A 21,510-nucleotide genomic window follows, 5' to 3' on the forward strand; every position below is an offset into this window, starting at 1 on the left:
CGAAACTCGCCCCGCGCCCGTATCCGCGAACGACGGACGCAGGCGCGCACCCGCCCACGCATCCGAAGCCGGCGCCGAACGCGCGGCGCACGGCTGCGGGCCCTCTCCCCAGCGGAAGCTCCGCGCAACCGAGGTCGATCGCATGAACGTCGTGCACTGTTTGAGGACGAGGCTGTTTCTCGGCGTGGGGCTCGCGCTGGCGGGCGCGCTTCCGGCGCTGGCGCAGACGAGCCAGGCCGATGGCGACGCGCAGGAGGACGGCGTGCGCACGCTGGGCAACGTCACGGTCAGCGCGTCGCGCATCGACCGGCCCGGCTTCGTGTCGCCGACGCCGACGATGCGGATCGCGCCGGAGGAACTCGACGTCGTCGCCCGGCCCAACGTGGCCGCCGCGCTCAACGACATGCCGCAGTTCCGCGCCACGACCTCGGCGCAGACCACCGGCACCAACACCAGCGCCGGGCAGGCGCCGGTCGACCTGCGCGGGCTGGGCACCAGCCGCACCCTGGTGCTGCTGGACGGCCGCCGCTTCGTCAGCGACAACGACCTCAACACGGTGCCGACGATCATGATCCGCGACGTGGACGTGGTCACCGGCGGCGCCTCGGCGGCCTGGGGCTCGGGCGCGGTCGGCGGCGTGGTCAACATCGCCATCGACGAGGCCCTGGAAGGCATCAAGTTCGACCTGCACGGCGGCGAGTCCTCCTACGACGACGCCGAGCAGCGCGCGCTGGGCTTCGCCTTCGGCACCGCGTTCGGCGGCGGCCGCGGCCACCTGGTGGTCGGCGCCGAATACTCCGACCACGAAGGCATCATCCCCAAGACGAGCCGGCCGAACGTGGGCCGCTGGGCGCAGGTCTCCAACGGCGACGGCAGCTACACCACCGTCGCCGACGTCGGCTTCTCCAACGCCGCCTACGGCGGCCTGATCATGAGCGGCGTGCTGAAGGGCAAGGCGTTCAACCCGGACGGCTCGCTGCGCGACTTCGACTACGGCACCGTCGTCGGCACCTCGATGATCGGTGGCGAAGGCCCCTCGGCCGACGACCTCAGCCCGCTGATGACCCCGCAGACCCGATGGGCGGGCCTGGCGCGCGCGACGTGGTGGCTCGACGACGACCTCAAGCTGACCGCCGAGTACCGCCAGTCGCGCGTGGCCAACGATTACGTCTACGTGGGCGACGACAACCGCGGCAACCTCGCCATCGGGATCGACAACGCCTTCCTCCCCGAGGAAGTGCGCCAGGCCCTGCTCTCCGCCGGCGAGACCGGCTTCACCATGGGCCGCTTCAACACCGCCGACTTCGCCAACTCGCGGATGGATTTCGAGCGCGTGGCCCGGCAGGCGACCCTGGCGCTGGACGGCGGCTTCGGCGAGACCTGGCGCTGGAGCGCGTTCTACAGCTACGGCGAGCACGAGAACAACCTCAACGTGCCGTACCGCATCCTCACCGAGCAGTACGCCAACGCGGTGGACTCGGTGATCGACCCGACCACCGGCAACCCGGTGTGCCGCATCGCGCTGACCGATCCCGCGACCGACTGCGTGCCGATCGACCTGTTCGGCCTGGGCGCGCCCTCGGAGGCCGCCACCGCCTACGTCACCGGCACCCCGCGCAGCCGGGCGAAGACGGTGATGCACCTCGCCGGCGCTGATCTGCGCGGCGAGCCGTTCGAGCTGCCCGCCGGGCCGGTCTCGGTCGCGGTCGGCATCGACGCGCGGCGCGAATCGGTGCGGCAGACGGTGGATGCGCTGAGCGCGGCCAACGCGTTCACCCGCTGGAACCCCTCGGCGATGTCCGGCGAGTACACCGTGACCGAAGGCTTCCTCGAGACCGTGGTGCCGGTGCTGGACGGCGTGCCGTTCTTCCAGCGGCTGGAGTTCAACGGCGCCGCGCGCCTGAGCCACTACGACACCACCGGCTCGATCTGGTCGTGGAAGCTCGGCCTGACCAACGAGTTCGTCGAGGGCGTGCGCGCCCGGTTCACCCGCTCGCGCGACATCCGCTCGGCCAACCTGACCGAGCTCTACACCCAGACCACCACCGGCTACAACAACATCACCGATCCGTTCACCAACACCACGGTGTACGCGCTCACCAACGGCGGCGGCAATCCCAACCTGGTCCCGGAGGAGGCCGACACCACCACCTTCGGCTTCGCCTGGTCGCCGACGTCGGTGCCGGGGCTGGACATGTCGATCGACTACTTCGACATCGACATCGCCAACGTCATCACCTCGGTCAGCGCGCAGGACATCGTGACCCGCTGCTACAACGGCAACGCCGAGATGTGCGGGCGCGTGACCCGCGATGCGAGCGGCAACATCTCCCGCATCGTCTCCAGCTACGCCAACCTGTCGCGCTACCAGACCAACGGCATCGACGTGGAGGCGGCCTACCTGCTGCCGCTGGGCCGGGTCTCCTCGCTGCCGGGCGCGCTGAACTTCCGCCTGCTCGGCACCTGGGTGGACAGCCTGACCACCGACGACGGCGTCAGCCGGATCGAGTACGTCACCTCGCAGGGCTACTCGTTCGGCCTCGGCACGCCGCGCTGGCGCGGCGTGGCCTCGATCGGCTACCAGAACGGCCGCTTCGGCGCCGACTTCCGCGCGCGCTACATCTCGGCGGGCAACTACAACACCACGATCAACATCACCAACAACCGCATCCCGAGCTACGTCTACTACGACCTCGGCGTGAAGTACCGGCTGAGCGACGACGCCGGCCCCGAGATCGAGCTGTACGCCAACGCCGCCAACCTGTTCGACAAGGATCCGCCGGTCGGCTCGCTCTATTCGCCCTACTACGACGTGCTGGGCCGCTACGTGACCCTCGGCGCGCGGGTGCGGTTCTGATCGCCGCGCTCGCGGCCGCGCCGCCGGGGCGCCATGATGGGCGCCTCGCCACCGCCGAGGAGTTTCCGATGCACGCATGCGATCCCACCGTCCCTCGCGATCGCGCCGCGCGTGCCGCGGTGGCGCTCTGCGTGCTGCTGGCGCTCTGGCTGGCCTGCGCCGGCAGCGTGCGCGCGTTCGCCCTCGAACAGGTCCGCGACTACGACTTCCCCAGCGGCCTGGTCGCCGCGCCCGCGGCCGAACGCGTGGCCTGGCTGTCCGCCCATCGCGGCCGGCGCAACGTGTGGGTGGCCGAGGGCCCGGACTTCGCGCCGCGCCGCCTGACCGGCTACGAGGACGACGACGGCCAGGACATGAGCGGCCTGCAGCTGTCCGACGACGGGCGCATGGTGGTCTACGTGCGCGGCGGCGAGCACGGCAGCAACTGGGGCCGCGGCGACCCGGTCAATGCCGGCTCGCTGCCGGAGCCGCCGAAGGTGCAGGTCTGGGCGGTGCCGTTCGAGGGCGGCGCGCCGCGCCTGCTCGGCGAGGGCGACGGCGCCGCGCTGTCGCCGGACGGCGCGCGCGTGGCCTGGCTGAAAGGCGACGAGGCGCTGGTGGCCGCCACCGACGGCCGCGGCGAGCCGCAGCGGCTGTTGAAGATCGCCGGCCAGGTCGGTGCGCTGACCTGGTCGCCGCAGGGCGACCGCCTGGCGTTCACCGTCGATCGCGGCTCGCACACGCTGATCGGCGTGTTCCGCGACGCCGACGAGCCGATCGTGTGGATCGCGCCGGAGGTGGCGCGCGACTCGCTGCCGCGCTGGTCGCCCGATGGCCGCCGGCTGCTGTTCGCGCGGCGCGCGACCGGCGACGGCGCGCCGCGCAGCTTCGTGCCGCGGCCCTGGTCGATCTGGGTCGCCGATGCCGGCACCGGCGAGGCCGAGCGGCGCTGGGCCAGCGGCGAGGCGCTGCGCGACTCGCTGCCCGGCGGCCTGCCGGCGCTGTTCGACTGGGCCGCCGACGGCCGCATCGTGTTCCTGTCCTACCGCGACGGCTGGATGCACCTGTACTCGCTCGCCCCGGACAGCGCCGAGCCGCTGCTGCTGACCCCCGGCGCGTTCCAGGTCGAGCAGGCGACGCTGAGCGCCGACCGCCGCAGCATCGTCTACAGCGCCAACGCCGGCGACGATCCCGACGACATCGACCGCCGCCACCTGTTCCGCGTGCCGGTGGACCGCGCCGCGCCGCAGGCGCTGACCTCGGGCGCCGGCTCGGAGTGGGCGCCGGCGCTCACGCCGCGCGGCGAGCTGCTGTTCCTCGGCGCGACCGCGCGGCAGCCGCCGTTGCCGGCGCGGCTGGGCGCCGACGGCGCGCCGCGATGGCTCGCCCGGCCGCAGCCGGGGTTCCCGGCCGAGCGGCTGGTCGCGCCGCGGCGCGTGCAGTTCGCCGCCGAGGACGGGACCCTCGTGCACGGTCAGTTGTTCGAGCCGCCGCCGGGCGCCGGGCGCGGACGCCGGCCCGCGGTGGTGTTCGCCCACGGCGGGCCGCAGCGGCAGATGCTGCTGACCTGGCACTACGGCAGCTACTACGCCAACGCCTACGCGATCAACCAGTACCTCGCCAGCCAGGGCTTCGTGGTGCTGGCGGTGAACTACCGGCTCGGGCCGTTCTACGGCCACGACTTCCATTTCCCGCCGGACTCGGGCGTGGCCGGCGGCGCCGAGTACCGCGACATCCGCGCCGCCGGGCGCTTCCTGCAGGCGCTGGACGGCGTCGATCCGCAGCGCATCGGCCTCTACGGCGGCTCCTACGGCGGCTATCTGACCGCGATGGCGCTGGCGCACGATTCGGACCTGTTCAAGGCCGGGGTCGACGTGCACGGCGTGCACGACTGGACGGCGCCGGAGTACGCGCACCTCTACGACCGCCGCCACTACGCGGACGAGGCCGCCGCCGAACGCGCGCGCGAGACCGCCTGGCGCGCCTCGCCGGTCTCGGCGCTGGACGGCTGGCGCTCGCCGGCGCTGCTGATCCACGGCGACGACGACCGCAACGTGCGCTTCAGCCAGACCGTGGACCTGGTGCACCGCCTGCGCGCGCTGGGCGTGCCGCACGAGACGATGGTGGTGGTGGACGATACCCACCACATGATGCGCTACGCCAACGAGCTGCGGGTCGACGCCGCCATCGCCGGCTTCCTGCAGCGCCACCTCGCCGACCGACCGCCGACCGGACCTTGACCATGCGACCCCACAGAACTCCGTTCCACGCCCTCGGCCGCCTCTGGCTGCTGGCCCTGCTGCTGGCGCTGGCGTTGCCGGCGCAGGCGCTCGATACCGCGCACCTGAGCGCGCAACTGGAGCGGCTGCGCGAGGCCGCGCACGCGCCCGGCGCGACCGCCGCGGTGATGGTCGGGGGCGAACTGGTGTGGTCGGCCGGGGTCGGGGTGGCCGATGCGGAGAACGCGGTGCCGATGCGCGGCGATGCCGTGCACAACATCGGCTCCGTCTCCAAGGTCGTCGGCGCGATCGCGCTGATGCAGCTGGTGGAGCGCGGTCGCATCGACCTGGACGCGGAGATCCAGACCTACGCGCCGTGGTTCCCGCGCAAGCAGGCGCCGATCACCGTGCGCCAGATCCTGACCCACACCTCGGGCATCCGCCATTACCGCGACGGCGAGTTCGGCGAGGGCGACGTGCTGCGTTTCCAGCAGTTCGACGGCATCGAGGCCGCCTCCCGGCGCTGGATGCACGAGCCGCTGCTGTTCGACCCCGGCCGGCACTGGAACTACTCGACGTTCGCCACCAACCTGCTGCAGGCCGCGATCGAGCAGGCCAGCGGGCAGGACATGGAAACCTACATGCGCGAGCGGCTGTGGGCGCCGGCCGGCATGGCCGACACCCAGTTCGACGTGCCGGCGCGCATCGTGCCGCGGCGCGCGCGCGGCTACGAATGGGACGCCGGGTCGGGCGTGCTGAGCAATGCGGTGCAGGAGAACGTCAGCTACAAGTACGTCGGCGGCGGCATCCTTTCCAGCGACGAGGACATGGTGCGCATGGCGCATGCGCTCAATACGGGCCGGCTGCTCGGCGCCGAGGCCATCGCCGAGATGTACCGCCCGCAGTTGGACGCCTCGGTGACCTTGCTGCCGCCGCCCCCGGGCAAGCCCGCCTCGCGCGATGCCGTGCCGGTGCAGGGCCTGATCTGGCGGGTGCAGGAAGACGCCGACGGGCGCCGCTACGTCGCCCACAGCGGCAGCGTGAAGGGCACGCTGTCGTACCTGGCCAACTGGCCGCAGCACGACGTGGCGGTGGCGCTGCACGTCAACGCGCGCGGCGGCGAGGCCGATCTGCGCGCCGCGGCCGAGGCGCTGGCCGCGCGGTTCCTGCCCGCACCGGCGCGCGACTGAGCGGGCGCGCGCCGGGACTACCCGGCCAGCAGGCGCGCCAGCTGTGCGCGGTTGCCCACGTCGAGCTTGCGGTAGATCGAGCTGATCTGGCTCTCGACGGTCTTGCGCGAGCGGCACAGCCGCTCGGCGATGTCGTGGTTGCGCAGGCCCGAGGCGACCAGCGCGGCGACCTTGCGCTCGCTGGGCGAAAGCCGCGACAGCAGCGGCAGCGCGCGCGCGGAAGCGTCCGGCGCGGCGCCGGCCGAGGCGCCCTCCATGAAGGTCAGGATGAAATGGCGCCGGCCTGCGGCCAGTTGCAGCGGCGCGCCGATCGCGATCCGCAGCACGCGCGCGTCGCCGGGGTGCGGCACGGCGACCGCGCCGGGCGCGGCCGCCGCGGGGTCGGCCTGGGGAAGGCCCAGGCGCACGGCCCGCTCCACCGCAAGCGGCAGCCGGCCGCTGGCAGCGGCCGTGCCCGACCAGGCGCCGAGCAGCTTCCGGGCCTCGGCGGAGACGTAGAGCGGCGTCAGCCGGTCGTCGACGATCGCCGCCGCCAGCGGCAGCCGATACAGCAGCGCCTCGAACGCCTTGTGCCGGATCCGTTCCGATTCCAGCGAGCGGACCCGCTGCAGGCTGGCGTCGAGCACCGGGTACAGCTCGGTCAGGAAGGCGAGCTCGCGATCGGACAGCGCGGTGCGCTCGGCGCGGATGCGGATGCTGAGCACCGCCTCCAGGCGCCTGCCGTTCCAGAACGCCATGTGGATGAACTCGCGCCAGCCCGGCGCCGGGTTCTGCGCGCGCAGGCGCGCCGCGGCCAGGGCGTCCTGGGACACGATCTGCGAGAAGGTGTACCAGCGCACCTGCGGGTTGGCGTCGAGAAACGGCGCGGCCACGTCGAGGCTGGTGACCGGCAGGCCCTCGCTGTCGTGCGCCTGGGCGAGGAAATGATGGCCGCGCTGCGGCGCGTAGCCGTCGATGTCGAGCATCAGGCTGCAGGAATGGCAGGGCAGCACCCGCGTCACCAGCGAAGCGCACGCGCGCCACAGATCGGCCATGTCCAGGGACTTCAGCAGCGCCGCGCGCGCCGCCGCCGCGCTGTCGGCGGGATCGATCGCGGGATTGTGGTCGAGCGTCAACACGGGCGCTTCCTGGGCTGGCCTGGGCGAGGTCCACGTCGGGCCCCCGGCGGCGAGCGGATTGTTGCGCTGCGTCAGGCCCGTTCCGGTTCTAGCACCCCGCCGCGGGACTGACAAGCGCCTGTCACGAACGTGTGCATCCGCCGCCATCGCCGGCCGCCAACATCCGGGTTTCCTCCGATGCGCGCCGGCCGCGCACCTGCTGCAATGCGTGTGGATCGAACACGGGAACGAGCATGGACGAGATGGCGGCGGCAGGGCGGGAGACGGCGGCGGCCGCGGACGCAACCGGCCGCGCCGCGCCCGCGGGCACCGTCTCGCTTCGCAAGCCCTACCTGCTGTTCCTCGGCGAGGAGACCAGCCCGCTCAAGGCCAAGACCGCGTTCGGCCTGCGCGACTGGGTCCCCGGCGACTGCATCGGCCAGTGGCGCATGGGCGCTTGCCGCGTCGACCTCGGGTTGCCGGAGCTGGACCCCGCGGCGGCGGTCGCGGCGGGCGCGCGATCGCTGGCGATCGGGGTGACGCCGCCGGAGGGGCGCATTCCCGCGCACTGGGCGCGCCTGCTCGGCGCCGCCGCCGAGGCGGGCCTGGACATCGTCAGCGGCCTGCACACGCCGCTGGCCGCGGTGCCGGGGCTGGCCGCCGCCGCGCTGCGCGGCGGCGCGCGCCTGGTGGACGTGCGCGTGCCGCCCCCCGGGCTGCCGCGCGCGACCGGCAAGCGGCGCTCCGGTAAGCGGGTGGCGATGGTGGGCACCGATTGCGCGCTGGGCAAGAAATACACCGCGCTGGCGCTGGCGCGGGCGATGCGCGCGCACGGCGTCGATGCCGATTTCCGCGCGACCGGACAGACCGGGATCATGATCGCCGGCGCCGGCATCGCGGTGGATGCGGTGGTCGCCGATTTCATCGCCGGCGCGGCCGAGTGCATCTCGCCGGCGGCGGCGCCCGAGCACTGGGACGTCATCGAGGGGCAGGGCTCGCTGTTCCATCCCGCCTACGCCGGCGTCTCGCTGGGGCTGCTGCACGGCTCGCAGCCGGATGCGCTGGTCCTGTGCCACGACCCGTCGCGCACGCGGATGGTGAGCTGGCCGGACTATCCGCTTCCGGGCCTGCGGGATGCGGCGGGGCTGTACGTGCGCATGGCGCGCATGACCAATCCCGCGGCGCGGCTGGCCGGCGTGAGCCTCAACACCTCGGCGCTCGACGCGGCGCAGGCGGAAGCGGCGCTGCAGGCGGCCGGCCGCGAGCTGGGCGTGCCCGCGTTCGACCCGATGCGCGGCGCGCTCGATGCCGCGGTCGCGGCGATCCTGGGCTGACATGGGGCGCGCACGCGCACTCCTGGCCAGGCCGCACGCCTGGAAGCTGAAGGAGCCGTTCGCCATCGCGCGCGGCGTGCGCACCCATGCGCAGGTGGCGATCGTGGAGCTGCGCGAGCGCGGCTGCGTCGGCCGCGGCGAGGCCGGCGGCGTCGCCTACCGCGGCGAATCGCCGGAGCGCATGCTGGCGCAGATCGAGGCGGTGCGGCCGGAGATCGAGCGCGGTTGCGGCCGCGCGGAACTGCTGCGCCTGCTGCCGGCGGGCGGCGCGCGCCACGCGCTGGACGCCGCGCTGTGGGACCTGGAAGCCAAGCTCACCGGAGTGCCGGCCTGGCAGCGCGCCGGCGTCGGCCGCTGGCGGCCGGTCGACAGCGCGGTCACCCTCGGCATCCGCCCGGCGGAGGAATACGAACGCGCGGCGCGCGCGTACGCCCGCCACGCCTGGCTCAAGGTCAAGGTGGCGCAGGATTCGCCCGTGGCGGCGATCGCCGCGGTGCGCCGCGGCGCGCCCGGCGCGCGCCTGATCGTCGATGCGAACCAGGCGTGGAGCGCGGACGCGCTGCGCGCCCACGTGCCGGAACTGCAGCGCTACGGCGTCGAGCTGATCGAGCAACCGCTCGCCGCGGGCGCGGACGGCGAACTCGACGGATACCGCAGCCCGATCGCGTTGTGCGCGGACGAGTCGTTCTCCACCGCCGAGGACCTGCCCGCGCTCGCCGGACGCTACCGGTTCGTCAACATCAAGCTCGACAAGGCCGGCGGCCTGACCGCCGCGCTGGCGCTGGCGGACGCGGCGCGGCGGGCCGGGTTGCGGCTGATGGTCGGCTGCATGCTCGGCGGTTCGGTGTCGGTGGCGCCGGGGTTCGTCCTGGCGCAGGCGTGCGAGGTCTGCGATCTCGACGGGCCCTGGCTGCAGGCCGAGGACTGGCCGCAGGGCATCGTCTACCGCGAGGGCCGGATGTCGCCGCCGCTGCCGGCGCTGTGGGGCTGAGCGGCGCGCGGCGCCGCGGCGCCGGTTTCCGGCCGACCGGCGCCGCATTCGCGGGCAAGGCGCGGCGCGGCGGGCCAGGAGGGGCCACGGCATGGGACAATACGTCGCCCGCGAACCGTCGGGTGCCACCGTTCTCCGATATCCCATGACGCCGACCCGCCGCGACCTCGCCAACGCCATCCGCTTCCTCGCCGCCGACGCGGTGGAAGCCGCCAAGTCCGGTCACCCCGGCATGCCGATGGGCATGGCGGACATCGCGGAGGTGCTCTGGAACGATTACCTCAGCCACAACCCGAACAATCCGAAGTGGTTCAACCGCGACCGCTTCGTGCTCTCCAACGGCCATGGCTCGATGCTGCAGTACGCGCTGCTGCACCTGTCCGGCTACGACCTGCCGATCGAGGAGCTGAAGCACTTCCGCCAGCTCGGCCACCGCACCCCCGGCCATCCCGAGAATTTCGTCACCCCGGGCGTCGAGACCACCACCGGCCCGCTCGGCCAGGGCTTCGCCAACGCGGTCGGCTTCGCGCTGGCGGAGAAGCTGCTGGCGCAGCGCTTCAACCGGCCCGAGTTCGCCATCGTCGATCACCGCACCTGGGTGTTCATGGGCGACGGCTGCCTGATGGAAGGCATCTCCCACGAGGCCGCCTCGCTGGCGGGCACGCTGAAGCTGGGCAAGCTGGTGGCGTTCTGGGACGACAACGGCATCTCCATCGACGGCGAGGTCGAGGGCTGGTTCACCGACGATACGCCCAAGCGCTTCGAGGCCTACGGCTGGCGCGTGATCCGCGACGTGGACGGCCACGATGCCGACGCGATCAAGGCCGCGATCGAGGCCGCGCTCGCCGAGGACGAACGGCCCACGCTGGTGTGCTGCCGCACCCGGATCGGCTTCGGCTCGCCGGGCAAGCAGGGCAAGGAATCCTCGCACGGCGCGCCGCTGGGCGCCGACGAGATCGCCGCCACGCGCAAGGCGCTGGGCTGGGCGCACGGCCCGTTCGAGATCCCGGCCGAGATCTACGACGGCTGGCGCGCCAACAACGCCGGGCTGGTGCGCGAGGAACAGTGGAACCGCCTGTTCGACGCCTACGCGCAGCGCCATCCGGAACTGGCCGCCGAGCTGACCCGGCGCTCGCACGGCGAGCTGCCGGAGGGCTTCGCCGAGGCCGCGTCGCGCTACATCGCCAAGCTGCAGGCCGACGGCCCCACTGTCGCCTCGCGCAAGGCCTCGCAGATGGCCATCGAGGCCTACGCGCCGCACCTGCCGGAGCTGATCGGCGGCTCGGCCGACCTGGCCGGCTCCAACCTGACCCTGTGGAGCGGCAGCAAGGACGCCGCCGGCGACGATCCGGGCGCCAACTACGTCTACTACGGCGTGCGCGAGTTCGGCATGACCGCGATCGCCAACGGCCTGGCGCTGCACGGCGGCTTCCTGCCCTACGACGCCACCTTCCTGGTGTTCTCCGACTACGCGCGCAACGCGGTGCGCATGAGCGCGCTGATGGGCGCGCACGCGATCCACGTCTACACCCACGATTCCATCGGCCTGGGCGAGGACGGCCCGACCCACCAGCCGGTCGAGCACCTGGCGAGCCTGCGCTACATCCCGCACAACGACGTCTGGCGCCCCTGCGACGCGGTGGAGTCGGCGGTGGCGTGGAAGGCCGCCATCGAGCGCCAGGACGGCCCGTCCTGCCTGGTGTTCAGCCGCCAGAACCTGCCGCACCAGCCGCGCGACGCCGCGCAGGTGGAGGCCATCGCGCGCGGCGGCTACGTGCTGGCCGATGCCGCGAACGGCGCGCCCGAGGTGATCCTGATCGGCACCGGCTCCGAGGTATCGCTCGCGGTCGAGGCCAAGGCCCTGCTGGAGGCCGACGGCATCGCCGCGCGGGTGGTGTCGATGCCGTCCACCGACGTGTTCGACCGCCAGGACGCGGCCTATCGCGAATCGGTGCTGCCGGATGCGGTGCGCAAGCGGGTGGCGGTGGAAGCGGGCATCACCGACTTCTGGCGCAAGTACGTCGGCCTCGACGGCGCGGTCGTCGGCCTCGACCGCTTCGGCGCCTCGGCGCCGGCGCCGGTGCTGTTCGCGCACTTCGGCATCACCGCGCAGGCGGTGGCCGACGCGGCGCGCGCGCTGCGCTAGGCTCAACTTCAGCGCGAAGGCGATCCCTTTCCCCGCAAGCGGGGCCCGTGCCGTCCCTTCTCACGCAAGCGGGACCATGCCGCTCCTTTCTCCCGCAAGCGGGAGCATGTCGTCCCTTCTCCCGCAAGCGGGCGCATGTTGTTCCTTCTCCCGCAAGCGGGAGAAGGTGGCGCGCAGCGCCGGATGAGGGCCGCTTTACACGCCTGCGGCGTGCCCCCATCCGCCTTCGGCACCTTCCCCCGCTTGCGGGGGAAGGGAAAAACAGAGTGATCCCCGCTGCGGGCGGTAGGGATGGCTTCGACGTCGCAGGTCGAAGGCCGATTCGACCTGGGCGCTATCGCCCGCGTGTCCGGGCGCGCGCTACTTCGGCGTGCCCGGGCCGCCGGCGTTGAACATGACGCGCAGGCCGGCCACCCAGGCGTCGGCCGGTGCGCGGCCGGCGTCGGGGCGGCCGAGGATGTCCGGGTTGGCGATGAACTGCAGGTTCGGCACCAGCGTCAGCGGCGTGTGGCCGATGCGGAAGGCGTAGTTCACCTCGGCCATGAACTGGTCGCGGGCGATGCGGTCGCCGCTGCCGGCCGCGGCGAGCAGGTCGTTCATGTGGCCCTGCTGGCGTGCGCCGAAGCGGTAGTAGTTGACGCTGGCGGCCAGGCTGTCGCCCGGGCGCGAGGCGAACGGCGCGGCCAGCAGCGCGGCGAGGTTGGCTTGCAGGTCGTAGACCTGTCGGCGGTCGAAGGGTGCGGCCACGGCGCCTGCGAGGGTGAGGTTGCGCTTGCCGCCGGCGGGGTCGCGGTACAGCATGCGTTCGCCCATCGCGTAGCCGCCCCAGCGCGCTTGCGTATGCATGTGCGGGGCGCCGCCGGCGAGCGCGCGCGGGGCGCCGGCGCGGTTGTAGCGCAGGTCCGCGTAGTCGGCCGGGTTGTACCAGAGCCCGGCCAGCGCGCGGCGCGGCGGGCCGTCGGAGGCGGCGGATTCGTAGCCGGCTTCCAGCGTGCCCAGCACGCCGGCGTTGCCGCCCAGGCGCCAGTCGAAGCCGTGGTCCAGCCGTCGCTGCGGCTTCAGCTCGAACGCGCCGGCGGCGAGGTAGGCGGCGCCGGGCTTGTAGCGCAGCTTCGCGCCCCAGTTGACGAACGGGAAGCCGACAAAGCCGCCGTCGGCCTGCGGCAGCTGGAACGGGCAGTCCGAGGCGCCGACGAAGCGGCAGCCGAAGCGGCTGCGCGCGAACTGCCAGGTGGTGTTGATGCGGCCGGCCACCAGCTGCCAGCGCCCGCCGGCGAAATCCTGCTCCCAGCTCAACTGCGCGAGCTGCGCCTGCTGGTCGGGGTACCAGTAGCCCTGCACCTTCACCCGGTTGCCGATCTCGTGCCGCGACACGCTGTCGCCGTAGTACCAGGCGCCGGTGACGCGCAGGGTGGCGCCGCCGATGCCGAACAGCCGGTCGAGGTCGAGGTCGGCGCCGGCGACCACGCCGCCGGCGTTGCGGCCGCCGCGCGACAGCCCGCCGGAGACGTTGTGCGCGTAGTCGTTGGCCCAGACCAGGCGCGGACGGATGCCGCGCTCGGCGAGCGTGGGCGCGCCGTCTTCGGCGAGCGCGGGCGCCGCCGGCATGGCGGCGAGGGCGAACAGGCAAAGCAGGGGCAAGGGCGGGCATCGCGACATGGCGCGCTCCTGTGACGACGACGGGTTCGCGACGGCGATGCGCCGTCGGGCAGGCGCCGCCCGTGCGGCGCGGGTGCGGGGGCGGGTAGCGCCGCCCCCGCGGCGGGCGCGGCGTCAGGCCACCTTGCCCAGGCCGGCGGATGCCATCGCCTCGGCGATCTCGCGGTCGGCGCCCTCGGCCAGCGGCAGCAGCGGCGAGCGCACCGTGGCGTGCTCGAGCAGGCCGCGCGCGACCAGCGCCCACTTCAGCGCGACCGAGCCTTCCATGTGCGAGCCGCGGTGGTAGACGTTCGCGGTCACCGGCAGCAAGCGGTCGTGGATCTCGCGGGCCTTGGCGTAGTCCTTGGCCTTGCCCGCCTCGATCATCTCGATCAGCGGCTCGGGCGCGATGCAGCCGTAGCCCACCAGCGCGCCATCGACGTCGAACATGGTGTGCAGCAGGTACTCGTCGTGGCAGGTGAGTACCGGCACGTTCGGGCGCTCCTTGCGGAACACCGGGATCTCGCGGTCCCAGCGGCGCATGTTGCGCACGCCGTTCTTCATCGCGATCACGCCCGGCAGCGCGGCGATGTCGAGCAGGGTCTCCAGGTCGTAGGTGGCCTTGGTGACGTCCGGGTACTGGAACAGGATCATCGGCAGGCCGCTGGCCTCGTGGATGGCCTTGTAGCGGTCCTGCGGCGCGCCCTTCTGGTAGCCGAAGCGCAGCCAGCCGTGCGAGGGATAGATCAGGCCGGCCGAGGCGCCGGCCTCGACCGCGCGCTTGGCCTCGTCGGCGGCGACCTTGGTGCCCTCGAGGGTGATGCCGGCGATGATCGGGATGCGGTCGTCCACGGCTTCGCGGAAGGTCGCGATCACCCGGGCCTGCTCGTCACGCTCGAGGAAGGTGCCCTCGCCGGCGTGGCCGAGCACGGTGAGGCCCTTCACGCCTTCGATCGAGCCGAGCCAGCGGCCGATGCGCTTGATCGCGTCGTAGTCGACGGCGCCGTCGCGGGTGAACGGCGTGACGGGGGCGGGCACGAGGCCGCGCAGATCGATGTTGCTCATGGGGCTTCCTTCTGTAGGTCGGGTGGAACGGGGTCGAAGCGGAGGTTCGACGCGGGGGAGACGCCGGCGGGCGCCGGCGCCTGGATCAGGGGGAGAGTTCCTCGAGCGACTTGCCCTTGGTCTCGAGCGCGAAGAAAACCGTGATCAGCGCGCCGACCAGCAGCACCGCGGCGAAGATCGCGAACACATAGCGGATGCCGAGGCCGGCGATCACCGCGCCCACCAGCATCGGGCCGCTGGCCGAGCCCAGCCGCAGCCAGGCGCTGCCCACGCCGGTGCCGATGGCGCGGATGCGCGTGGGGTAGAGCTCGGCCGAGTACAGGTAGAGCGAGAAGGTGATGGTTTGCACCGCGGCGTAGGCGAGCGCGGCGAAGGCGAGCACCTGCAGCGCCGAGGTGCCGCCCAGCACGGCCAGCGCCAGCAGCGGCACGCTGGCCGCGGCGAAGGCCCAGGCGTACCAGCGCTTGCGGCCGACCTTGTCGATCGACAGCGCGCAGATCACCGCCGCGATCACCCCGGCGAACGAGGTCAGGAAGCCGAACGCGATGCTCTGCTGCAACGGCAGGCCGAAGTGCTCGCGGTACAGCGTGGGCAGCCAGGTGATGATGCCGTTGGCGACCAGGTACGAGCAGAACCACAGCGCCCAGATCACCAGCGTGCGCTTGAGGTAGACCGGGCCGAACAGCTCGCGCCAGTCGCTCCGGGTCTTGCGGGTCAGCGCGCTCGGGTCGACGACCGGCGCCGGCAGCGGGCCGTGCCGCTGCTCGGCGCTGCGCTCCAGCCGCGAGACGATGGCGTCGGCCTGCGCGTAGCGGCCCTTGGAGGCCAGCCAGCGCGGCGATTCGAACATGAAGAAGCGCAGCGGGATCAGGATGCCGGCGGGGATCAGCCCGACCAGGAACATCGTCTTCCAGCCGTAGGCGGGGACCAGGAAGTAACCGATGCCGCCGGCGGCCAGCAGGCCGAGCAGGAACATCACCTCGTAGAGCAGGAAGAACTTGCCGCGCTTGTTCGACCCGATCAGCTCGTTGATGTACGCGCTGGCCACCGGCACCTCGCCGCCGGTGCCGATGCCCTGGATGAAGCGGAACGCCATCATCGCCAGCGCGCCGCCGGCGAACAGGCAGGCGATGTCCATCGACACGAACAGCAGGATGGTGAACAGCAGCACGTGCAGGCGGCCGATGCGCTCGGCCAGCCAGCCGAAGAACACCGCGCCGACGAGCTGGCCGGCATAGCCGGCGGAGAGGATCGCGCCGACCTGGGTGGGGGTCAGGCTCCATTCGCGCACCAGCACCGGCATGGCGTAGGCGATGGCGATGACGGTGTAGCCGTCGAAGAAGGTGGCGGCGCCGACGATGTTGCGCGCCCAGAACACCTGCCGGGTGATCGGCAGGCGTTCGAGCCGGGCGCCGATCTCGGCCTGCGCGTGGATCGGCGACGGCGCGGCGGCGCTGGCGGGCGTTGCGGCGGATGCGGTGGTGAGCATGGCGGGTCTCGCGATGGGAAACGAGGCGAAGAGGCCCCCGGCGCCGCGCGCCGCAGGGCGCGCGATCGTTCGATGGAGGTCGGTGCTGGGGGGGGCGGGGCGCTGCGGCGTCCTGCCGGCGACGCGCCCGTCAGGTTCTGGACGGCGTCACGGCGATGCTCCCCCTGGCCTGCATCGCGCGGGCGATGTCGTGGGCGGCGGCCAGCGTCGGCTCGAGCGCGGTCGCCCTCAGTTCCTCGGGCGTGCAGCGGATCGATGGCGCCGCCACGCTGATCGCGCCGAGCGGGTAGCGGTCGGCGTCGAGCACCGGCACCGCCAGGATCCGCAGGCCCTCGGTCAATTGCGAATCGAGCACGGCGTGGCCGTCCTCGCGGATCCGGGCCAGGCCGGCCGCGAGTTCGTCGGTCTCCGCGTTGCCTGCCGTCGGGTCCAGGCCGGTGACGCGCGCGATCTCGGCCGCCGATAGGAACGCCAGGATGGTGCGGCCGACCACCGTGCGCACGGTGGACACCGTGGTGCCGATGCGGATGTCGACGCCGAGCCGGGTGATGCCGGCGCGCACGCGCTCGAGGTAGAGCACGTCCGGGCCCTGCAGCACGGCGAAGCTGGCCGCCTCGTTGACGTCGCCGACCAGCGAGCGCAGCACCGGGCGCACGACGCTGCGCATGTCGCTGCGCGCGATGGCGTGGAAGCCGAGGTCGAGCACCTTGAGGGTGAGGCGGAAGCGACGGCTCTCCGGCACCCGGCTCAGGTAGCCCAGTTCCACCAGCGTGTTGAGCATGCGGAAGGTGGTGCCCGGATCGAGGCCGGCCGAGAGCGCGATCTCGCTCAGCGACAGTTCCTCGTTATCCGCGGTGAACGCTTCCAGCACCCGGAAGCCCTTGGCCAGCGACTGCACGGTGTTGCGGAGCTTGCGATCCGTCGCCTCGGTGGGATCGTCCGTCGCGCTCCGGCGCGGTCGCGTTGCCTTGGTCATGCGTCGTTCCCCTCGGCCCCCGCCCGGCCCCGCGGATGTCCAGGGGCGTCGGCGCGGGTGCTTGACAAGCGGTTTTCGGAATGCGAAATTAGTTTGGTCAAAGCCGGCCAAGGTTGGTCTCGCCTGCGCGCACCGTCAAGTTGCGCTGCAGCATGCCGCTGTCGGATCGCCCGCCGGGCCGCAGGCGCACACCGCGTCCTCTCGTCTCCCTTCGCCAGATTTCCGCGTGCGCGCTCGCTGCGCGGCCGCTGCGATGCGGCTTTCTGGAGAACGGTGACGATGCGTTCGCGCGGCGCGCGAAGCGGCCGGCCGCAGGGCGTTCGGCCGCACGAGCGGAAGCGGGAGTTCCCCCGCGGGGATCGTCGATGCGGCCTGTGCGGCCGCGACGCGGGACGTGCCTACGGCAGCGCGGTGCCGTCGCGCAGGTAGGGATAGGGATTGATCGCCTCGCCTTCCCACCAGCGCCGCTCCGGGCCCAGGCGGAAGATCGCGAAGTGCAGGTGCGGTGCGGCGGGATCGGCATTGCCGGTGCTGCCGACGTAGCCGATCGTCTCGCCGCGCCGCAGCGCGCGCCCCTCCTCGATGCCGGGCGCGTAGCCCTGCAGGTGGGCGTAGTAGTAGGCGTAGCGGCCGCCGGGCTCGAACTGGTACAGCGTGAGCCCGCCGCGCTCGCTGTCGAACAGCTTCTCGACGTGGCCATCGGCGACCGCCAGGACCGGCGTGCCGGCGGGCGCCATGATGTCGATGGCATCGTGCGGACGTCCCGCGCCGCGCGCATCGCTGAAGGTATCGTGCAGCGCCTCGCGGCCGACGCCCTGCACGGGCACCAGCAGCGCGGCCGTGGCGTCCGTGGAAGCGGCCGACGGCGCGGTCGCGGCGGGCGGTGCGTCCATGGCCGTGCGCGTCGGCACCGGCGGCGGCAGGATGCCCGCCGCTGGCGCGTCGCCGCGTGGCGGATCGCCCGCCTGCGGGTCCGGCTTCTGCGGATCGTCGTCGCCGGGAATGGTCGTGGCGGGCGCATCCATCGCCGACGCCGTGGGGCGCACCTCGACCGGTCGCGCCCACCACAGCCACGCCGCGAGCGCGATCGCGAGCACCACAGCGAAGCCGGCCGCCGCGCGCATCGCCGCGGTCCTACTTCCGCATCAGCACTGGCGTGCCGGCCTCGACCGCGTCGGCGACCGCCAGCGCGTCCCAGTTGGTCAGGCGCACGCAGCCGTGGGAGGCGGTCTTGCCGACGTTGCGCGGCTCCGGCGTGCCGTGCAGGCCGTAGTGCGGCTTGGAGAGATCGATCCACACCGGGCCGACCGGGTTGTTGGGGCCCGCGGCGATCGTGGCCTTGCCGTGCGCGGGATCCGCGTCCCAGAACAGGTCGGGGTTGTAGTGGAAGGTCGGGTCGCGCACGACCGCCTCGATCCGCCACTCGCCGATCGGCAGCGGGTCGTGCTCGCTGCCGGAAGTGACCGGGAACTGCGCCATGGTGCGGTCGTTGCCGTCGAGCAGGGTCAGCGTCGCGTCGGATTCGTCCACCACCACCTTGGCCGCCGTGCCCAGCGGCGGCAGGTCGCGCACGTTGGGCACGCGCAGCGTGGCGCCCTCGCGCGGCTCGACGCGCGGGTTGAGAAAGCGCAGCAGGTCGGGGCTGGCGTGGAAGCGCTCGCCCAGCGCTTCCCAGGCGGAGGTATAGCCGAGCCGGTCGAGCTCGGCCTTGCGCATCATGTCCTCGGGAATGTCGACGTAGGGGGCGCCGAGATCCTCGGCGGTCAGGCGGTGCTCCACCAGCACCGGCGCGGTGTCTTCGTTGAGGGCCGCCCAGGTCGCCTCGTCCAGCTCGCCGGTGACCGGCAGGTCGCGCGCGGCCTGGAAGCCGCGCAGCGCGCGCGCCTGGTTGGAGCCGGCGGCGCCGTCGATCTCGCCCGGCGAGAAGCGCGCCCGCGCCAGCAGGACCTGCGCGCGCAGCAGGCGCCCGGTCTCCGCGGCCGGCTGCCGCTGCTGCAGCGTGCCCTCGGGCGGTTGCGTCCCGGCGGGCGCGGACGGCGTCTGCGCCGGCAGCGCACCGGCGAGGGCGAAGAGCGGAACGAACAGCAGGCTGGGACGCATGGGCGGCCTCGACGGTGGACGTGTGACCGCACCATGGCCAGCGCGCCGCCTACCGGGCGTGAAGCCTCGCGCACGCGTGCATCGCCGGTTCAGCGCGCGAAGGCGATCCCGTCCTCCGCTCGCGGGGCGTCTTGCTTTTCCTGTCCCCTGCGAGCGGGCCCATGTCGTCCCTTCTTCGGCACCTTCCCCCGCTTGCGGGGGAAGGAAAATCAGGATGGTCCCCGCTTGCGGGGGAAGGGAAAAACAGGATGCCCCGCTTGCGGGGAAGGAAAAACCAGGATGGCCCCCGCTTGCGGGAGAAGTCACGGCTTCGACGTTGCAGATCGAACCCGGACTGCCGTGCCTGCGGACGCACGCGGTCGTCATCGCTGCGCTGCGTATCGCCATGCGCGCCGTCGCGCGCTTGCCGCGCGCGCCCGCAGGGCGAGAGGCATGCCATGCGCGTGGACAGGCCCTAGGCAGCGGACGCGCTTTCCGGCGCGGTGGCCTCGAGGGCGGCTGCGAGCAGGCGCCGCTCGAGGCGCTCGCCCCACGCCGCGGGGCGTTCGAGCCCCATGCGCGCGATCGCCTCGTCGTCGCGCACGGGCGCCGGCCGCAGCAAGGCGCGCGCGACCGTGCGCGCCTTGCCGGCGCGGGTGGCGGTGGCGTCCGCCAGCCAGGCGAGGGCCTTCGCCAGGCGCTGCTCCACCGGGGTGAAGTCGCTGCCGAGCGGGTAGTCGGGCAGGGTGCCGTCGCGGCGCAGCGGCGCCAGCGCCTTGCGCAGGCGCTCGGGAGTGTTGCGCGACCAGGTCGCCGGCGGCACGAAGTCCGCGCGCAGCTTCAGCGATTCCCGTGCCTGGCGCAGCAGGCCGGCCTGGTGGCGCGCATCCGCGACCGAGATCATTGCGATCGCGCAGTCCTCGTCGGTGCGGCCGCGCACGTCGGCGATGCCGTACTCGGTGACGTAGAGGTCGCGCAGGTGGCGCGGGATGGTGACGTGGCCGTAGCGCCAGCGGATGTTGGATTCGTCGCGGCCGCGATGGCGGCGGTGGGCGCGCAGCAGCAGCACCGAGCGGCCGTCGGGCAGGGCGTGGGCCATGGCGACGAAGTTGTACTGGCCGCCCACGCCAGAGACCACGCGGCCGTCCTCCAGGCCGTCGGAGACCGCCGCGCCCAGCGCGGTGGCCATCATGCAGCTGTTGAAGAAGCGCCCGTCGCGCCGCTGCAGGCGTTCCAGCCCCTCGTCGAGCCCGTACAGCTCGTTGACCTCGCGCACGCGCTTCATGCCGATGCTGCGGCGGGTGTCCTCGTCCAGCTCGCGCAGCCACCGGTAGAAATCGGGCGAGCCGAGGTAGAAGGCGCCGTGCAGGAATTCGCCGTCGCGCGCGGCCAGTTCGCGTTCGCGCTCGTTGGCGCTGCCGTCGTTGAGGCGCTGCATCAGCGCGGCCTTGTCCACCACGCGGCGGCGCAGCACGCCGGTTTCCACCAGCCGCCGGAAACCTTCGTTGATCATCTCGCTGCAGCCGTACAGGCCGTGCTCGAACGGGGCCAGCCCGCCGCATTCGATCACCGCCGGGTGCGAGGCGATGCCCGGATCGAGCGCGTGCATGACGCGGCGGTAGGCGGCGTTGTCGGTGTGGCGCAGCGCCAGCGCGTGGCACAGCGCGTCGGCCAGCGTGCCGATGCCGATCTGCAGGGTGCCGCCGTCGCGCACCAGCGCGCTGGCGCGGAAGCCGATCGCATAGTCCACGTCGCCGACCGGCTGCCGCGGCAGCCCGAACAGGCGCGGATGCGGCGGCGGCGGTTCCACGACCAGGTCGAAGAACGCCGCGTCCACCGCCGCGCCGCCGCCCAGCCAGGGCAGTTGCGGATCGATCTCGGCCACCAGCAGCGGCCGCGGCAGGCCGCGCGCCTGCAGCGCGTCGAGGGTGTCGAGGGTGAGGTCGGTGTTGCACGACAGCGACAGCCGGCCGTCTTCCGGATGCGCGGCGACCTTCTGCACGATCACGTTCACGCCGCGCTCGGCCAGCGCCCGCGGCACGTGGGTGTAGTTGAGGCTGGCGTAGCGCCGCTGCGCCTGCGACGAGCCCAGCAACGCGCCTGACTGCATGTAGAACTCCTCCACCGCGATGTGCGGCGGCAGGGCGTCGCGATGCAGCGCCGCCACGTAGGCCAGGCGCGGGAAGTCGCTGCCGAAGTGGCGATCCAGGAACGGGCGCAGGAAGCGCGCCTGCAGGCCCTTGCCGGGCGCGGGCGGATCGAGCGAGAGCGCGGTGTAGATCGTCAGCGGACGCGACGGATCGCGTTCCACGCGCGCGTACAGGGCGTTGAGCAGCCGGTGCGGCTTGCCCAGCCCCAGCGGCGTGCCCAGGTGCAGCGGGCCGTCGAGGCGGGCGAGGATCCGTTCGGCGGCGTCGTCGGGGTCGGCGAGGAAGGGCGGCATCGCCACA

The 21,510-nt window shown here is 72.9% G+C and carries 14 protein-coding genes; 6 read left to right on the top strand and 8 right to left on the bottom strand.

Annotated features, from left to right (window positions below):
• The first annotated feature begins 142 nt into the window (after positions 1-142).
• From Z164_RS0102970 to Z164_RS0102980, 3 genes are all read left to right on the top strand, one after another.
• Positions 143-2,857, top strand: coding sequence for a TonB-dependent receptor domain-containing protein (locus Z164_RS0102970; RefSeq protein WP_024889257.1), 2,715 nt, complete (start codon positions 143-145; stop codon positions 2,855-2,857).
• Positions 2,858-2,925: 68 nt separating this feature from the next.
• A complete protein-coding gene (locus tag Z164_RS0102975) occupies positions 2,926-5,076 on the top strand; it encodes a S9 family peptidase (protein ID WP_024889258.1) in 2,151 nt (716 codons plus the stop codon).
• Positions 5,077-5,078: 2 nt separating this feature from the next.
• Positions 5,079-6,245: a serine hydrolase domain-containing protein gene (locus Z164_RS0102980; protein WP_024889259.1), complete on the top strand. Its 1,167-nt coding sequence runs from the start codon at positions 5,079-5,081 to the stop codon at positions 6,243-6,245.
• Between the two features lie 17 nt (positions 6,246-6,262).
• On the opposite strand, the gene Z164_RS0102985 is transcribed toward Z164_RS0102980, so the two are convergent.
• Positions 6,263-7,363, bottom strand: a complete 1,101-nt coding sequence (locus Z164_RS0102985; RefSeq protein WP_160170676.1) for a helix-turn-helix transcriptional regulator — start codon at positions 7,361-7,363, stop codon at positions 6,263-6,265.
• Between the two features lie 233 nt (positions 7,364-7,596).
• Here Z164_RS0102985 and Z164_RS0102990 point away from each other — a divergent pair, with 233 nt between their 5' ends.
• The 3 genes from Z164_RS0102990 (at position 7,597) to tkt (ending at position 11,813) form a co-directional block, all read left to right on the top strand.
• Positions 7,597-8,676: an N-acetyltransferase DgcN family protein gene (locus Z164_RS0102990; RefSeq protein ID WP_024889261.1), complete on the top strand. Its 1,080-nt coding sequence runs from the start codon at positions 7,597-7,599 to the stop codon at positions 8,674-8,676.
• Position 8,677: 1 nt separating this feature from the next.
• Entirely contained in the window at positions 8,678-9,667 is a 990-nt protein-coding gene (gene dgcA / locus Z164_RS0102995; RefSeq protein WP_024889262.1) for an N-acetyl-D-Glu racemase DgcA, read from the top strand.
• A 145-nt stretch (positions 9,668-9,812) separates the two neighbouring features.
• The gene (gene tkt, locus Z164_RS0103000) at positions 9,813-11,813 is read left to right on the top strand and encodes a transketolase (RefSeq protein ID WP_024889263.1); all 2,001 of its coding nucleotides are present in this window, start codon (positions 9,813-9,815) and stop codon (positions 11,811-11,813) included.
• 360 nt (positions 11,814-12,173) lie between these two features.
• Here the strand turns inward: tkt and Z164_RS0103005 are convergent, their stop codons facing one another.
• The 7 genes from Z164_RS0103005 to Z164_RS0103035 form a co-directional block, all read right to left on the bottom strand.
• Positions 12,174-13,454 (bottom strand): carbohydrate porin, encoded by a 1,281-nt coding sequence (locus tag Z164_RS0103005; protein ID WP_024889264.1) that lies wholly within the window; start codon positions 13,452-13,454, stop codon positions 12,174-12,176.
• Positions 13,455-13,586: 132 nt separating this feature from the next.
• Entirely contained in the window at positions 13,587-14,516 is a 930-nt protein-coding gene (locus Z164_RS0103010) for a dihydrodipicolinate synthase family protein (RefSeq protein WP_024889265.1), read from the bottom strand.
• Positions 14,517-14,601: 85 nt separating this feature from the next.
• Complete coding sequence (locus Z164_RS0103015) at positions 14,602-16,005, bottom strand: MFS transporter (RefSeq protein ID WP_024889266.1); 1,404 nt, start codon at positions 16,003-16,005, stop codon at positions 14,602-14,604.
• Positions 16,006-16,135: 130 nt separating this feature from the next.
• The gene (locus Z164_RS0103020) at positions 16,136-16,981 is read right to left on the bottom strand and encodes an IclR family transcriptional regulator (protein ID WP_024889267.1); all 846 of its coding nucleotides are present in this window, start codon (positions 16,979-16,981) and stop codon (positions 16,136-16,138) included.
• A 398-nt stretch (positions 16,982-17,379) separates the two neighbouring features.
• A complete protein-coding gene (locus Z164_RS0103025) occupies positions 17,380-18,105 on the bottom strand; it encodes a M23 family metallopeptidase (protein ID WP_024889268.1) in 726 nt (241 codons plus the stop codon).
• Positions 18,106-18,115: 10 nt separating this feature from the next.
• Positions 18,116-19,081: a L,D-transpeptidase family protein gene (locus Z164_RS0103030; protein ID WP_024889269.1), complete on the bottom strand. Its 966-nt coding sequence runs from the start codon at positions 19,079-19,081 to the stop codon at positions 18,116-18,118.
• Between the two features lie 454 nt (positions 19,082-19,535).
• A complete protein-coding gene (locus Z164_RS0103035; RefSeq protein ID WP_024889270.1) occupies positions 19,536-21,503 on the bottom strand; it encodes an acetyl-CoA hydrolase/transferase C-terminal domain-containing protein in 1,968 nt (655 codons plus the stop codon).
• Positions 21,504-21,510: the final 7 nt, after the last annotated feature.

The sequence above is a fragment of the Luteimonas huabeiensis HB2 genome (assembly GCF_000559025.1).
GTDB lineage: Bacteria > Pseudomonadota > Gammaproteobacteria > Xanthomonadales > Xanthomonadaceae > Luteimonas > Luteimonas huabeiensis.

Excerpts from the sequence above, each read along its gene's own strand:
- Z164_RS0102970 (WP_024889257.1), top strand. The coding sequence starts at position 143 with ATGAACGTCGTGCACTGTTTGAGGACGAGGCTGTTTCTCGGCGTGGGG.
- Z164_RS0102975 (WP_024889258.1), top strand. The coding sequence starts at position 2,926 with ATGCACGCATGCGATCCCACCGTCCCTCGCGATCGCGCCGCGCGTGCC.
- Z164_RS0102980 (WP_024889259.1), top strand. The coding sequence starts at position 5,079 with ATGCGACCCCACAGAACTCCGTTCCACGCCCTCGGCCGCCTCTGGCTG.
- Z164_RS0102990 (WP_024889261.1), top strand. The coding sequence starts at position 7,597 with ATGGACGAGATGGCGGCGGCAGGGCGGGAGACGGCGGCGGCCGCGGAC.
- dgcA (WP_024889262.1), top strand. The coding sequence starts at position 8,678 with ATGGGGCGCGCACGCGCACTCCTGGCCAGGCCGCACGCCTGGAAGCTG.
- tkt (WP_024889263.1), top strand. The coding sequence starts at position 9,813 with ATGACGCCGACCCGCCGCGACCTCGCCAACGCCATCCGCTTCCTCGCC.
- Z164_RS0103010 (WP_024889265.1), bottom strand. The coding sequence starts at position 14,516 with ATGAGCAACATCGATCTGCGCGGCCTCGTGCCCGCCCCCGTCACGCCG.
- Z164_RS0103015 (WP_024889266.1), bottom strand. The coding sequence starts at position 16,005 with ATGCTCACCACCGCATCCGCCGCAACGCCCGCCAGCGCCGCCGCGCCG.
- Z164_RS0103020 (WP_024889267.1), bottom strand. The coding sequence starts at position 16,981 with ATGACCAAGGCAACGCGACCGCGCCGGAGCGCGACGGACGATCCCACC.
- Z164_RS0103025 (WP_024889268.1), bottom strand. The coding sequence starts at position 18,105 with ATGCGCGCGGCGGCCGGCTTCGCTGTGGTGCTCGCGATCGCGCTCGCG.
- Z164_RS0103030 (WP_024889269.1), bottom strand. The coding sequence starts at position 19,081 with ATGCGTCCCAGCCTGCTGTTCGTTCCGCTCTTCGCCCTCGCCGGTGCG.
- Z164_RS0103035 (WP_024889270.1), bottom strand. The coding sequence starts at position 21,503 with ATGCCGCCCTTCCTCGCCGACCCCGACGACGCCGCCGAACGGATCCTC.